Source organism: Streptomyces sp. NBC_00459, assembly GCF_036013955.1.
Lineage (GTDB): Bacteria > Actinomycetota > Actinomycetes > Streptomycetales > Streptomycetaceae > Streptomyces.
On sequence record NZ_CP107903.1, the window covers coordinates 8,586,731 to 8,600,440 of the forward strand.

At 72.0% G+C, this 13,710-nt stretch carries 12 protein-coding genes; 10 read left to right on the forward strand and 2 right to left on the reverse strand.

Features of this window, described 5'->3' with window-relative positions; genetic code table 11:
- Positions 1-504 precede the first annotated feature (504 nt).
- The 5 genes from OHN74_RS37770 to OHN74_RS37790 all read left to right on the forward strand — a co-directional run bounded on the left by OHN74_RS37770 (position 505) and on the right by OHN74_RS37790 (position 8,902).
- Entirely contained in the window at positions 505-3,399 is a 2,895-nt protein-coding gene (locus OHN74_RS37770) for a helix-turn-helix transcriptional regulator (protein WP_327699057.1), read from the forward strand.
- 121 nt (positions 3,400-3,520) lie between these two features.
- Entirely contained in the window at positions 3,521-5,149 is a 1,629-nt protein-coding gene (locus OHN74_RS37775) for a S53 family peptidase (RefSeq protein ID WP_327699058.1), read from the forward strand.
- A gap of 213 nt (positions 5,150-5,362) precedes the next feature.
- Positions 5,363-7,471, forward strand: coding sequence for a xanthine dehydrogenase family protein molybdopterin-binding subunit (locus tag OHN74_RS37780; RefSeq protein WP_327700408.1), 2,109 nt, complete (start codon positions 5,363-5,365; stop codon positions 7,469-7,471).
- A gap of 84 nt (positions 7,472-7,555) precedes the next feature.
- The gene (locus OHN74_RS37785; RefSeq protein WP_327699059.1) at positions 7,556-8,017 is read left to right on the forward strand and encodes a (2Fe-2S)-binding protein; all 462 of its coding nucleotides are present in this window, start codon (positions 7,556-7,558) and stop codon (positions 8,015-8,017) included.
- A gap of 387 nt (positions 8,018-8,404) precedes the next feature.
- A complete protein-coding gene (locus tag OHN74_RS37790; RefSeq protein WP_327699060.1) occupies positions 8,405-8,902 on the forward strand; it encodes an RNA polymerase sigma factor in 498 nt (165 codons plus the stop codon).
- A 67-nt stretch (positions 8,903-8,969) separates the two neighbouring features.
- Here OHN74_RS37790 and OHN74_RS37795 read toward each other — a convergent pair whose 3' ends face one another.
- On the reverse strand, positions 8,970-9,284 hold the full coding sequence (locus OHN74_RS37795; RefSeq protein WP_327699061.1) for a hypothetical protein: 315 nt from the start codon (positions 9,282-9,284) through the stop codon (positions 8,970-8,972).
- A gap of 76 nt (positions 9,285-9,360) precedes the next feature.
- Complete coding sequence (locus OHN74_RS37800) at positions 9,361-9,594, reverse strand: hypothetical protein (RefSeq protein WP_443060507.1); 234 nt, start codon at positions 9,592-9,594, stop codon at positions 9,361-9,363.
- Positions 9,595-9,625: 31 nt separating this feature from the next.
- Here OHN74_RS37800 and OHN74_RS37805 point away from each other — a divergent pair, with 31 nt between their 5' ends.
- The 5 genes from OHN74_RS37805 (at position 9,626) to OHN74_RS37820 (ending at position 13,588) form a co-directional block, all read left to right on the forward strand.
- Positions 9,626-9,745, forward strand: a complete 120-nt coding sequence (locus OHN74_RS37805; RefSeq protein ID WP_327699062.1) for a putative leader peptide — start codon at positions 9,626-9,628, stop codon at positions 9,743-9,745.
- 88 nt (positions 9,746-9,833) lie between these two features.
- Positions 9,834-10,703 carry a glutathione S-transferase C-terminal domain-containing protein gene (locus OHN74_RS37810; protein ID WP_327699063.1) on the forward strand — a complete coding sequence of 290 codons (870 nt, stop codon included), beginning with the start codon at positions 9,834-9,836 and terminating at the stop codon, positions 10,701-10,703.
- A gap of 132 nt (positions 10,704-10,835) precedes the next feature.
- Positions 10,836-10,925 carry a putative leader peptide gene (locus tag OHN74_RS42990; protein ID WP_371664042.1) on the forward strand — a complete coding sequence of 30 codons (90 nt, stop codon included), beginning with the start codon at positions 10,836-10,838 and terminating at the stop codon, positions 10,923-10,925.
- A gap of 48 nt (positions 10,926-10,973) precedes the next feature.
- A complete protein-coding gene (locus OHN74_RS37815) occupies positions 10,974-12,191 on the forward strand; it encodes an LLM class flavin-dependent oxidoreductase (RefSeq protein WP_327699064.1) in 1,218 nt (405 codons plus the stop codon).
- 20 nt (positions 12,192-12,211) lie between these two features.
- Positions 12,212-13,588, forward strand: coding sequence for an NtaA/DmoA family FMN-dependent monooxygenase (locus OHN74_RS37820; protein ID WP_327699065.1), 1,377 nt, complete (start codon positions 12,212-12,214; stop codon positions 13,586-13,588).
- The last annotated feature ends 122 nt before the right edge of the window (positions 13,589-13,710 follow it).

The window sequence follows — 13,710 nt, forward strand, 5'->3', positions numbered from 1 at the left end:
CCGAGGCTGTGCTCCCCGGCTGATCGCAAGAACACCAGTCGTATGCGGCAGGGACCCGGCGGCGGGATCACAGTTTCCGGACAGAGGGACCTGCGGCTTTGACATGGTGGGCGACGTCGGCCGAGCGCCGTGAGCTCGTGCCCCCCACCTGGACCGGAATCCCCCGCTGATGTCGCCCCCGATTTGGTCGCGAGGATTCTACGGTCGGCTCCGGGGTGCCGCGGAGGCGGCGGGGCCGTCTTCGGACAGCGGCCTTCCGGGCCCTGCGCGACGAACGCGTACCCCAACTCGTAGCCCCGCGAGACGAGTTCCGCCTCGATCACCTGCCTCCCGTCGAGCAAGGCGGAGGAAGGTGACCCACCGGCTCCGGGCGGACCTACGCGTGGGTTGAGTTGAACGATTGACAAGCCGAATCCACCAAGGCTGTCATGAACGCATGATCCAGAGCCCCGTGACGTGCCGCACCACGGTCGAGGCCGGGCCGCCGCCAGGGGTGTCCCGTCCGTGACCGGTCGCCGCGAACTGTTCGACACCGCCCGGGCCGAGCTGGCAGGCCGTCAGGGAGTCCTCCTCCACGGGCCCGCCGGGATCGGCAAGTCCGCTCTGCTGACGTCCCTCCTGGCGGCCTCGGCCGAGCATGCCCAGCCGTCCCGAACGGTGCTGCGCTGCTCGCCCGTCCCCGAGGAGGCCGGGCTTCCCTTCGTCGGCCTCGTCGACCTGTTCGCGCGGGTGCCGGAGAGCTGCCTGGAGACACTGGCGCCCGAACCCCGATCGGCACTGGGAGCCGCTCTGCTGCACGAGCGCGAACCGGCCGACGACCGCGCCCGCCTCGCGGTGCGCGTCGCCGTCCTCGCCGTACTGCGCGCTCTCGCCGCCGCCGGCCCCGTCCTGCTGGTCGTCGACGGCCTCCAGTGGCTCGACGAGCCGACCGCCGAGGTGCTCGCCTTCGCCCTACGACGTGTCGAGGGCCTCGACATCCGGGTGCTGGCCGCCGAACGCGTGGCCGACGGCGAGCGGCCCGAACGGCGGCGCTGCTGCCCGCCGGACACCCTCGAACTCCTCGTGCCGCCCCTGGACGACGACGAGGTGGCCGACCTCGTGCGGACCGTCGTCGGCGCCGAGCCACCACCGGGCGTACTGCGGGCGATCCAGGACACCGCCGCCGGAAACCCGTCGTACGCGATGGAGTTGGCGCGCACGACCCCGCGCGACGCGGCGACACTCGGGCTCGGCCGCCCGCCGCAGGTGCCCAGGGGCCTGCGCGACCGGCTCCTCGACCGGACGCGCTCGCTGCCGCCGACGGCCCGGCACACCCTCCTGGTCGCGAGCGCCGCCGCCCACCCCACCCTCACCGTCCTGCGCGCCGCCGGGCTCCCCGATGCCGCCGACGACCTAGCGGAGGCCGAACGGCTGGGCGTCGCCACGGCCGGCGCCGACGGAACCGTACGATTCCGGCATCCGCTGGTCCGGGCCGCCGTGTACGCGGACGCGCCGGAGTACGGCCGCCGCGCGGCGCACACCCTGCTGGCCCGGGCGGTCACCGAGCCGGTGGAGCGCGCCCGCCACCTCGCCCTCGCCCACCCGCACGAGGATGAGACCACCGCCCGCACGCTGATGTCGGCGGCCGAGTCCGCGCGCCGCGACGGCACGCCCGAAGCCGCCTTCGAGCTCGCCGGGCTCGCCGCCCTGCGCACACCCGCCGACCGCCCCGCGGACCGCGCCGACCGCCTGCTCGCCGCAGCCGAGTACGCCTGCGACGGCGGTCGGCTGGAGGAGGCGGGACAGGCGGCCGGAACCGTCCTCGCCGGTTCGGGTTCCGCACGGCAGCGGGCACGCGCCCGAGTGATCCTGCTGCGCAACGCCGGGCAGGCGCTGGAGGGCACCCGCGACCTGATCGGGGAGGGCCTCCGGGATGCCGCCGGCGACCCCGAGGCGGAGGCCTGGCTGCACTACTGGGCGGCCGTACGAGGCCTGCTGTGCGGGGAGTTGGGGGATGCGGTCCGCCATGCCCGCCGCGCCGCCCGGCAGGCCGACCGGGCCGGTGACACGGACACCGGGATCGGGGCCCTCGCCACCCTCGCCCGGGTGTTGTCCCTGACCGGAGAACAGGTCGCCGCCGACGCCGCTCTCGAGGAGGCGCTCGCCCTCACGGGCGGAGCCGACGCCGGCCCGGAGAGCTGGGGGCTGATCCGGATGCGGGCGATTCTCGCCCTGGACTCCGACAGGGTCACCGAGGCGGGGGAGCGGGTCACCCGGCTCCTGGCGGAGATCGGCGAGTTCGCGGGGGTCGAGGAGGTCGTCGCGACCCTGGTCGCGCTGACTCGTATCCAGGTGCGCGCCGGGCAGTGCCGGGAGGCCCTGCGCACCGCCGCCCACTGCGCGCGCACCCTGGCCGGGACCGGCGTACAGACCGCTCCGGCGCTGTACGCGGCGGCGCTCGCGGCGACCGCGGGCGGCAGCGCCGACGAGGCCCGGCGCCTCGCCGAGCAGGCGGTACGGGCCTCGGAGGCGGACGGCGACCGGCTGTTCCTGCTGCGCGCCCTGGCGGTGCTCGGCCAGGCCGAGCTGCTCGCCGGGGACCCGCAGGGTGCGGCGGCCGCGGTCGAGGTGCTGCAACGCGTCAAGCAGTTGGGCGAGGCGATGTGCGCTGCCGACCCGCCGTTGCTGCACTGGTACGCGGACCTGGCCGAAGCCCTGGTCGTCCTGGGGGAGACGGACGCGGCCGGGGACGTGCTCCACGACGCCCGTGCGCGCCTGTCCGGTGATGTGCCCGGCAGCGTACTGGCAGCCCTGGAGCGGGCGGAGGGACTGCGTGAGGCGGCACTCGGCAGGGCGAAGGAGGGAGCGGTGCGACTGCGTACCGCCGTGGACCGCCTGCGCCGACTCCCTTTGCCCGTCGAGCTGGTGCGGGCCCAGATCGCACTCGGCACGGTCGAACGCCGGTCACGGCGCAGAAGCGCGGCGCGAACGGTCCTGCACGAGGCGTTGGACACCGCGAAGCGGATCGGCGCCGCTCCGCTGGTGGCACGGGCCTGGGACGAGCTGGCGCGGCTGGACGCCAGGGACCGCGGCGGTGAGACAGGCACCGGCGAACCCGAACTCACCCCGACGGAGGCCAGGATCGCCGAACTGGTCGGCGGCGGGGCCACCAACCGGGAGGTCGCCGCGAAGCTGTTCATCAGCGTCAAGACGGTGGAGGGCGCCCTCTCGCGGGTCTACCGCAAGCTCGGGGTCCGCTCGCGCACCGCGCTCGCCCACGCGATGGCGGTCGCCGTCCTCGCCTCCGGGGCCGCCGTGGCGTACGGCGACGACGACCAAGTGACCACCGTGCCACAGGGAGTGACGGTGAGTCAGCCCGGCCGGATCCGGACGCCCCGCGCACCCGACACACGCCGTTGACATGACATGTGCAGTTAACACATGGAGCAAGGGTTCCCCCGCTTACGGGGGAGGGGCCGCCGTTCCTACGGTGAAGTCGTTCCGCTTCCGGGACATCGCCCCCACTCTCCGGAGGACCCCAGTGAAGTCACGCCTGAAACTGCTCGGCCTGGTCGCCGCACCTGCCCTGCTCGCCGCCGCGGTCCCCGCTGCCTACGCCGCCAACGCCGTCCAGCCGCACACGACTCGCGCCGCTGTCACCGGAGATGTCCTCAAGGGCCTGAACAAGCACGCGACCCGCACCGGCAAGGTCGCCGCCGGTAAGCGGATATCGGTGGCGATCAGTCTGACCCCGAGAAACGACAAGGCGCTCGACACCTTCGTCGCCAAGGTCAGCGACCCGCGGTCGAGTTCCTACGGCCACTACCTGACGAAGGGCCAGTTCGCCGCCCGCTTCGGCCGGACCGACGCCGAGGTCAAGCAGCTCAAGGACTACCTGCGGGCCCAGGGCCTCACCGTCGGCAAGGTGCACTCGGGCAACCTGCTCGTCGACGCGAGCGGCACCGCCGCCCAGCTGGAGAAGGCCTTCGGCACCAAGCTGTCGACCTGGAAGGACGCGTCGTCCGGGCGTTCCTTCTACGCCAACGACGCCGCGCCGACCCTTCCGTCCTCCGTCACCGCCCTCGTCAGTGACGTGGCCGGCCTCAACAACCACACCCAGCTGCACCACCAGTCGGTCTCCCGGGTCGCTCCCCGCAACGGCCCGGGCGGCGGCTACACCCCGGCCCAGCTCAAGGGCGGCTACAACGTGTCCGGTACGTACACCGGCAGCGGCCAGAAGATCGCACTGCTCGAGTTCGACGGCTTCCAGCAGGCCAACATCACGAAGTACGACACCAACTACAGCCTGGGTTCGCCCACCCCGACCGTGTCCAAGGTGGACGGCGGCTCCGGCGCGCTCGGTGACGGGCAGGTCGAGGTCGAGCTGGACATCGAGGTCCTGCACGCCATCGCCCCCAAGGCGAACGTCACCGTCTTCGAGGGCCCCAACTCCGACGCCGGTGAGGTCGACACCTACCAGGCCATCGTCGACAGCGGCATCCCGACCACGTCGATCAGCTGGGGCGCCTCCGAGAGCGCCCGCACCACCTCCAACATCAACGCCGTGGACGCCGTCTTCAAGGCGGGCGCCGCCCAGGGCCTCGGCTTCTACGCGGCCTCCGGCGACGACGGCTCCGACGACGCGGGCGACGGCACCACCACCGTCGACTACCCGGCCAGTGACCCTTACGTCACCGGCGTCGGCGGCACCAAGCTGACGGTCACCTCGGCCAACGCCTTCAGCAAGGAGGTGGCCTGGTCCGGAGGTGGGGGCGGCAAGTCCTCCGTCTTCAAGATCCCCAGCTGGCAGACCGCGGTGCAGAAGACCGCCGGCGGCGGCTTCCGTCAGGTCCCGGACGTCTCCGCGCACGCCAACCCCAGCCCCGGCGTCTCGATCTACTCCCAGGGCTCGTGGGGCACGGTCGGCGGCACCAGCGCCGCGGCGCCCGAGTGGGCGGCGTTCGCCGCGCTCTACAACCAGCAGGCCGCGGCGGCCGGCAAGGCCAACCTCGGCTTCGCCAACCCCGCCCTCTACACGGCCAACGGCACCGGCTTCCACGACATCACCAGTGGCAGCAACGGCGCCTACTCCGCCGCCACCGGCTGGGACTTCACCACCGGCTGGGGCTCGTACAACGCCGCGACCCTGGCGAGCAAGCTGCTCGGCTGACCCCGCCGACCGAGGGCCGACGACCGTAGCGCGGGCCGGGACCAGTCCCGGCCCGCGCTCGTCGGCTGTACCTCGCCGGGGCGTGTACGGGCGAAAGCCTCGCCCGTACACGCAACCACGAAGCCGCCTCGCCCCTCCTACACAGGAGACGCACTGGCAGTGGGCGAAGCGACAGGGGTGGCGATGGAACGGCAGTGGTCCCGCCGGAGGTTCATGGTCTACTCGCTGGCCGCGACCACCCTGATCGTGGCCGCGCCGATCGGCTGCGACTCGTCCTCGGCGGAGGGCGCCGAGAGCGCCGACGCGAGCGGGCGGCCCGGCGTCGTGGTGACCGGGGACGACGACGAGATGCTGGTCCTGGAGGTCACCGCGGCGAACCGGGTGGTCGTCCGGCTGCCGCGCGTCGAGGTCGGCCAGGGTGTCACCACCGCGGTCGCCATGATGATCGCCGAGGAACTGGACGCCCGGCTGGCCGACGTCGACATCCCGCTCGCCGACGCCCGCACCAAGGGAAGCCAGTTCACCGGCGGTTCGAACTCCGTCAGCTCCCTCTACGGACCGGCCCGGGCCCTGGCCGCCACCGCGCGCGCCCGCCTGGTGACCGCCGCCGCCCGGCAGTGGCGCCTCCCCGCGCGCACACTGCGGACCCGGAACACGATGGTGGTCGCACCGGACGGCCGTACGGCCACCTTCGGATCGCTCACCGAGGCCGCCGCGCAGGTCACCCGGCCCGCTGTGTCCAGCAAGCCCAAACCGCCCTCCCGGCACAAGGTGATCGGGAAGCCGACGACCCGCATCGACGCGCGGGACATCATCACCGGCAAGGCGCAGTACGCCGGCGACCTGAAGGTGCCCGGCGCGAAACCGACCGTGGTGGCCCGGCCGCCGACGCTCGGCGGGAAGATCCGCGCGGTCGAAGACCGGGCGGCCCGCGCCCTGCCGGGCGTCCGCGCGATCGTCCGGGTCGCGGGCGGAGTCGCCGTGGTCGCGGACACCTTCCACCATGCCTTCCAGGCCCGGGACGCCCTGCGGATCACCTGGGCGCCCGGCCCGCTGGCCGCGCTGTCCGACACGGCCATCAGATCGCGGCTGCGCGCCGCGGTCCCGCCGCTGGGCGCCGTACCGAGCGGATCGACGCAGGTGACGGGGGAGTTCGAGTTCGCGTTCGTCGGCCATGCCCCGATGGAGGTGCTGACCGTGGTCGCGGACGTCCGCGCGGACCGCGCCGAGCTGTGGTTCTCCACCCAGACGCCGATGGACGCCCGGGACAGCATCGCCTCGGCGGTCGGACTCCCGGCGTCGAAGGTCAAGGTCCATGTCATGCGCGGCGGCGGCTCGTTCGGGCGGCGGCTGAACCACGACTTCGCGGTCGAGGCCGCCCTCGTCTCCAAGGCGGCCCGCCGGCCGGTCAAGCTGATGTGGAGCCGCGGCGACGACCTGCGGCACGGCAGGATGCGCCCGGCCACCCACCACCGCATCAGAGCCAGCCACAAGGGCGGCCGGGTGGTCGCCTTCGTCCATGCGACGTCCTCGGTGAGCGAGTCCTGGGAGGGGGAGGGCCTCGCCGCACAGGGCGGGGTGACGTCCATGGCCGCTCAGGCGGGGCGCGTACGGGCGGCAGGCCCCGTGCCCAGCGACAGCGGACTGTACAACTTCGGTCAGCTGTCCGGGGATTCGGGCGATGTGGCACTGGCGGCGATACCGCTCGGCGCCTGGCGGTCGGTGGACTCCGGGACGACCCGGACCGCCGAGGAGATCATGGTCGACGAGATCGCCCGGAGCCTGGGCAAGGACCCGGTCGCCTTCCGGCGCACCACGCTCCGGAGCAGAGCCGTGCGCGCCGTACTCGACAAGGCGGCGTCCGCCGGGAGTTGGGGACGGACCATGCCGGCCGGGCACGGGCAGGGCATGGCGGTGCACGAGGAGTACGGCTCCTGCGTCGCCTGCCTGATCGAGATCGACGCCACCGACCCGAAGAACCCGCGGGTGACGAAGGCGGTGATGGCGGCCGACGTCGGAACGGCCGTGAATCCACGTGGACTTGAGGCCCAGCTCATGGGTACCGCGATCGACGGCATCTCCACCGTGCTGCGGGCCGGCCTCCACATCGACCGGGGCGCGGTCAGGGAGGGCAGCTTCGCCGACTTCCACTACGCCCGCCAGCGGCACGCGCCGCTGCACTTCGAGGCGCACATCATGCCGTCCAAGGGGGAGCCCGGCGGGGCCGGGGAACTCGGGGTGCCGGCCGCGGCGGGCGCGGTCGCCAACGCGTACGCCCGGGCGACGGGCACCAGGCCCCGCCGCTTCCCGCTCAACTTCTGACCACCGCCCCGCCCCTGTCTCTGCCCCTGCCTCGACTCCTTCCACCCCCGTCCCCACCCCGACCTCGCATCCGAGAGGGTTCCGATGCCCCGCTACACCTTCGACCTCAACGGCGAACCGGTCACCGTCGAGGCCCCGGCCGACATGCCGCTGCTCTGGGTGCTGCGCGACCTGTTGAACGTGACCGGCCCCAAGTACGGCTGCGGGGTCGGGGTCTGCCGCGCCTGCACCAGCCATCTCGACGGCGCGGAGATCCAGCCCTGTGTCGTGCCCGTCGCCGACTGCGCGGACCGCAGGGTCACCACCATCGAGGGGCTGGCCGACGGAGACACCCTTCATCCCGTCCAGCAGGCTTGGCTGGACCGGGATGTCGCCCAGTGCGGCTTCTGTCAGCCCGGACAGATCATGGCCGCGGTGGCGCTGCTGAGGCGGACCTCCGAACCGACCGACGCGGACATCGACCGCATCGAGAACGTCTGCCGTTGCGGCACCTACTGCCGGATCCGCGAGGCCATCAAACAGGCCGCCGCAAAGACCGAGGGGTGACCTGCGGGACAGAAGCAGGTCGGCCGGTATTGGCGAGTTCAGTTCCTCGATGGCCGATATGGGTATGCTTTCGGGGAATCAATCCATCGGCCCGATCATGATGTGACGTTTCTGCGTAAATATGCGGAACCGGCAGCCGTGCACTTTTATAGCACGATGTGCTGCGCGTGGGGAACGGTTCTTCGATTTTCCATTCGGACGAGTGATGGGCAATCGGCTCGGTTTGTCCGTGAGTTGACCCGGACAGTCCTTTCCCGTCGGGTGGGGATAGGCCGTGCGAATTTTCTGGGTTCGCACCCAAGGGATCATTTCGGGGCCGTGTACCGCATGAATTCGGAAGACTGCGCAGATGAGCTCGTAATCGTCGACGGAGAAATCCTTCGGGAGTTGTCCTGGGAGGAGATCGCCGGCCACCGGGAACGACTGATGCGACTGGTCCGGCGGCGGCTGCCGACCGCCCAGGACGCGGAGGACTGCGTCCAGGAGGCGATGTTGCGGGCGGCGGCCCACGACAACCTCGACCGGGAGCGGATCGGGCCCTTTCTGACCTCGGTCGCGCTGCGGCTGTGCGTCGACCACTACCGCGAACTGGAGCGCAGGCGGCGGCTGGTGGGCCGTACCGCGCATGTCAGCAGGCCCGTGCTGCCGGACGAGGACGTGTGCGACGAGGACTTCGGACGCTGGCTGCTGCGCCAGGTCCAGCAGCTGCGGGGTCGCGAGCGTCAGGTCATGCTGGCCCGCGCCGACGGTATCTCCACGATGGAGTTCGCCCGTATGCACCAGATCTCGCTGAAGGCGGCCGAGGGCGCGTTCACCCGGGGACGGGCACGGCTGCGGCTCGTGTGCGCCCAGGCGCTGGACGGGGTCACGGCACACCACGGGTAACGAATGGCCGCATGTGAGTGTCGGCGTGCGTCCGGCCTCTTGTGAACGACTTCCGGGTTTCGGGAGTTCAGTCGACAAGAAGGACATTGTTACGGGCAGGAACAATACGCAGGACGCGATCAAGGGATTCATCGGCGATGTCGCCGACGGTGCGAAGAAGGCCTTCGATGAAATTCTCGACCGAAAGGGTGACGACTTTCATGCAGTGGAATGGATCACCCCGGGGAATCCGTACCGGGCGTTGAACGAATTGCCCGTGGACGTACTGCGGACGGTCGGTGCGCTCTCGGCCCTCGGCGGGGTGGCCAATCCCGTCGCGGCACTGGCGAACGCCGCCGGTGAGCAGTGCGGTGGGCCGGACACCGGTCCGGGTTTCGGGCACTGCGAAGTTCCCCCGCGGTCGGGTGGGCGTGGTCGGCGTCAGGTCGAACAGTGCTGTGGGCCTCGTACCGAAACCCTCAGGCGACCGTCAGGGGTGCCTCGTCCAGACAGGCGGCCGGCGGCCCCGTCATCCGCGACCTCGACGGCGGGTGCAGGGCGAGGCCGTTGGTGCAGGCGGCGAGGTGGCCGACCTCGTCCGAGGCCATGAAGGTGGGCCCGCCGAGCAGGGACACCGGAGACCGGCGGGGCCGGCGCCGTCCGCCGTACGAGACGCCCTTGACGTGGGCCGCGAGCGGATCGACACTCCACATGGGAATCCTAGTGAAAAGGTAGGGAAACGTGATGCGCGTGGAGTCGAGAGCCAGTCGGGTGGTTCGCACACCCCGGCCGACCCCGCTGCTGACCTCCCGCCGGCACATCGACCTGCAGCGTGTCTGCAGCTCCATCAGCCCTCTGCGCTGAGCCCGGCCGCCCACCCCGCGCCACCACGGCGGCCCCCGACTACGCCTTCCGCCGCGCGTACGTCTGCGCACCACATCTGGGGAGACTCATGACCGTCACACCACTGGCCGCCACCTCCGCCCGCCCCGCCCCGGCCTTCCGCGGCCGGCTAGGCCGGGACGCGCGCAGCGGCCACTACGCCGTGCCGCGCCGCTACCGCCTCCACCTGTCCCCGGCCGACCCGGACTGTCTCCGGATCGCCGTCACCCACAGCCTGCTCGGCCTCGGCGCGGCCTGTCCCGTGACCGAACTGCCCGCCGTGCCCGACGCCCCCGGCGGCGAACACTCCGCACTGCGCCCGCTGTACGAGGCGAGCGCGCACCGCTACTCCGGCGCGGCCACGGTCCCGGTGCTCAGCGACGACTGGTCGGGGCGGATCGTCAGCACCCACACCCCGGACATCCTGCGCGACCTGTCCCGGCACTTCGGCGGCGGCCGCCCCACGCTGTACCCGTGCGGCCTGGAGGCGGAGATCGAGGCCGTCGAGCGGCTGTGCGCCCAGGGCATCGACGCGACGGCCCAGCGAGCCGGAGACGCCGCCGCCGAGGACGCCGACCGCGCCGACGCGCTCGCCTCCCTGCTGCGCACGCTGGGTTCACTGAACGCGCGGCTCGACGCGGACCCGTATCTGCTGGGCGACCGACTGACCGCGGCGGACGTGGAGTTGTGGGTCTCCCTGGTGCGCCTCGACACCGTGCACCGCTGGCATCTGGACGCTGCCGCCGTGCACCGCGTCGCCGACCATCCGGCCCTGTGGGCCTATGCCCGCCGTCTTGCCGCCCACCCGGCGTTCGGCCGTCATCTCGACCTCGACGCGATCGCCCGCCGGCACCATGCCGACTGCCGGGGGCTGGAGGCTGCCGGAGCGGCCGTTCAGATCCTGGACTGGGCGGCGTACGCGGAGCGCTCCGCGGGTTAGGCGGTTCGTTTGGCGCGGGTCCGGTGTGGGCTTGTCGCGCAGTTCCCCGCGCCCCTCCGGGGCGCGGCCGGTGTTCATCCGGCCGACACAGAGAGCCGGAACACGCGGCGGCATCGCTTTGTTGACCACGTCGTGACGAAGCCCATTCCGTGCCGTCCGAGGCTGTACTCGCGGCGGCACATCGACCTCCTGCGCGTGGCCGGCGCGCTCTGTCGTTCCTGACCTGCTGTCTCGTTCTCTCGTACGGTCGATCAGGAAGGCGTCACTCTCGTGTCCTCGTCACCCTCTTCTCTGCACCTCGCCGTCGCCCTCGACGGCGCCGGCTGGCACCCGGCCGCCTGGCGCGAACCCGTCGCCCGGCCGCGTGAGCTGTTCACCGCCCGCTACTGGGCCGACCTGGTCGCCGAGGCGGAGCGCGGGCTGCTCGACTTCGTGACCATCGAGGACGGCCTCGGCCTCCAGTCCTCGCACCCCCTCGAACCGGACGGCCGTACCGACCAGGTCCGGGGCCGCCTCGACGCCGTCCTGATCGCCGCCCGGGTCGCCCCGCTCACCCGGCACATCGGCATCGTCCCGACGGTCGTCACCACCCACACCGAGCCGTTCCACCTCTCCAAGGCGATCGCCACCCTCGACTACGTGAGCACCGGCCGCGCGGGTCTGCGCGTCCAGATCACCGCCCGCCAGAACGAGGCGGCCCACTTCGGGCGCCGCCCGATACCGCACATCGACCCGCTGAACGACCCGCCGGCGTGGGAGTCGGTGGCGGCGCTCTTCGACGAGGCCGCCGACTACGTCGAGGTGGTGCGCCGGCTCTGGGACAGCTGGGAGGACGACGCGGAGATCCGCGACACCGCGACCGGCCGCTTCATCGACCGCGACAAGCTGCACTACGTCGACTTCGAGAGCCCCCACTTCAGCGTCAAGGGGCCGTCGATCACCCCTCGCCCGCCGCAGGGCCAGCCGATCGTCACCGCGCTTGCCCACGACACCGTCCCGTACCGGCTGGTGGCCCGCTCGGCCGACGTCGGATACGTCACCCCGCACGACACCGGCCAGGCCCGCGCCATCGTCGAGGAGATCCGCACCGAGCAGACGGCGGCCGGCCGCGCCGGTGAACTCCTGCACGTCTTCGGCGACTTGGTCGTCCTCCTCGACGACGATCCCGCCGAGGCCGCCGCCCGCCGTGAGCGACTGGATGCCCTCGCCGGTTACGCATACACCAGCGACGCCCGGATCTTCGCCGGTACGCCCGCACAACTCGCCGACCTGCTGCAGGAGTTGGCGTCGGCCGGACTCAGCGGCTTCCGGCTGCGGCCCGCCGTCGCCGGGCACGACCTCCCGGCGATCACCCGGCGACTGGTACCCGAACTCCAGCGCCGGGGCGCCTTCCGGCAGGCGTACGAGGCCGACACCCTGCGCGGGCTGCTGGGCCTGACCCGCCCCGCCAACCGTTACGCCACCGCCACCGCTGCTGTCGGCGCCTGAGCCGGAAGGACCGTACGACCATGAGCAAGCCGCTGAAGCAGATCCACCTGGCCGCGCACTTCCCCGGCGTCAACAACACCACCGTGTGGAGCGACCCGCAGGCCGGCAGCCATATCGAGTTCAGCTCCTTCGTCCACTTCGCCCGGACAGCCGAACGCGCCAAGTTCGACTTCCTGTTCCTCGCCGAGGGGCTGCGGCTGCGCGAACAGGGCGGAAAGATATACGACCTGGACGTCGTCGGGCGGCCCGACACCTTCACCGTCCTCACCGCGCTCGCCGCCGTCACCGAGCACCTCGGCCTCACCGGCACCATCAACTCCACCTTCAACGAGCCCTACGAGGTGGCCCGCCAGTTCGCCAGCCTCGACCACCTGTCCGACGGACGCGCCGCCTGGAACGTCGTCACCTCCTGGGACGCCTTCACCGGCGAGAACTTCCGGCGCGGCGGCTTCCTCCCGCAGAACGAGCGCTACTCACGGGCGAAGGAGTTCCTGCAGACCGCGGGCGAGCTCTTCGACTCCTGGCACGGCGACGAGGTTCTCGCCGACCAGCACACCGGCACCTTCCTGCGGGACGCGAAGGCCGGCGCCTTCGTGCACTCGGGTCAGCACTTCGACATCGAGGGCCAGTTCAACGTGCCCCGCTCCCCGCAGGGCCGCCCGGTGATCTTCCAGGCCGGCGACTCCGACGAGGGCCGCGAGTTCGCCGCGTCTACCGCCGACGCGATCTTCAGCCGGTACGCCACCCTCAAGGAGGGCCGGGAGTTCTACACGGACGTCAAGAACCGCCTGGCCAAGTACGGCCGCCACGCCGACCAGCTCAAGATCCTGCCCGCCGCGAGCTTCGTCCTCGGCGACACGGACGCCGAGGCGGAGGAACTCGCCCGCGAGGTACGCCGTCTGCAGGTCAGCGGGGCCACCGCCATCAAGCACCTGGAGTTCGTCTGGAACCGGGACCTGTCCGCGTACGACCCGGACGGCCCACTGCCCGACATCGACCCCGACCTCGGCGAACACACCGTCGCCCGCGGCCGGGCCCAGGTGCGGATGTACCGCGACCCGCTGGCCACCGCCCGCGAGTGGCGGGAGCGCGCGGAGGCCAACAACTGGTCCATCCGTGACCTCGTCATCGAGACCGGCAACCGGCAGAACTTCGTCGGCTCCCCGGCCACCGTCGCCGAGACCATCAACGACTTCGTCCAGGCCGACGCGAGTGACGGCTTCATCCTGGTCCCGCACATCACCCCGGGCGGCCTCGACGGCTTCGCCGACACGGTCGTCCCGCTGCTCCAGGAACGCGGTGTCTTCCGTACGGAGTACGAGGGCACCACCCTCCGCGACCGGCTCGGCCTCGCCCACCCCGACGCCGAGGCGGCGGGTGAACGCGCGGCGTCCTGAAGCCGTGGCACATGGCGTGGTCGAGGACGTCACCCTCCCCCATGAAGGTGACGTCCTCGACCGCTCCCCCGAGTGCCCGAAGGTGGTCTGATTCGTTCGCGGCGGCCGTCATGCGCTGGTCT

What these genes read in the sequence shown, in the direction of transcription:
- OHN74_RS37800 (WP_443060507.1), bottom strand. Translation starts at nt 9,594, where the DNA reads ATGTGGAGTGTCGATCCGCTCGCGGCCCACGTCAAGGGCGTCTCGTAC.
- OHN74_RS37785 (WP_327699059.1), top strand. Translation starts at nt 7,556, where the DNA reads ATGCCCCGCTACACCTTCGACCTCAACGGCGAACCGGTCACCGTCGAG.
- OHN74_RS37780 (WP_327700408.1), top strand. Translation starts at nt 5,363, where the DNA reads ATGGTCTACTCGCTGGCCGCGACCACCCTGATCGTGGCCGCGCCGATC.
- OHN74_RS37805 (WP_327699062.1), top strand. Translation starts at nt 9,626, where the DNA reads ATGCGCGTGGAGTCGAGAGCCAGTCGGGTGGTTCGCACACCCCGGCCG.
- OHN74_RS37820 (WP_327699065.1), top strand. Translation starts at nt 12,212, where the DNA reads ATGAGCAAGCCGCTGAAGCAGATCCACCTGGCCGCGCACTTCCCCGGC.
- OHN74_RS37810 (WP_327699063.1), top strand. Translation starts at nt 9,834, where the DNA reads ATGACCGTCACACCACTGGCCGCCACCTCCGCCCGCCCCGCCCCGGCC.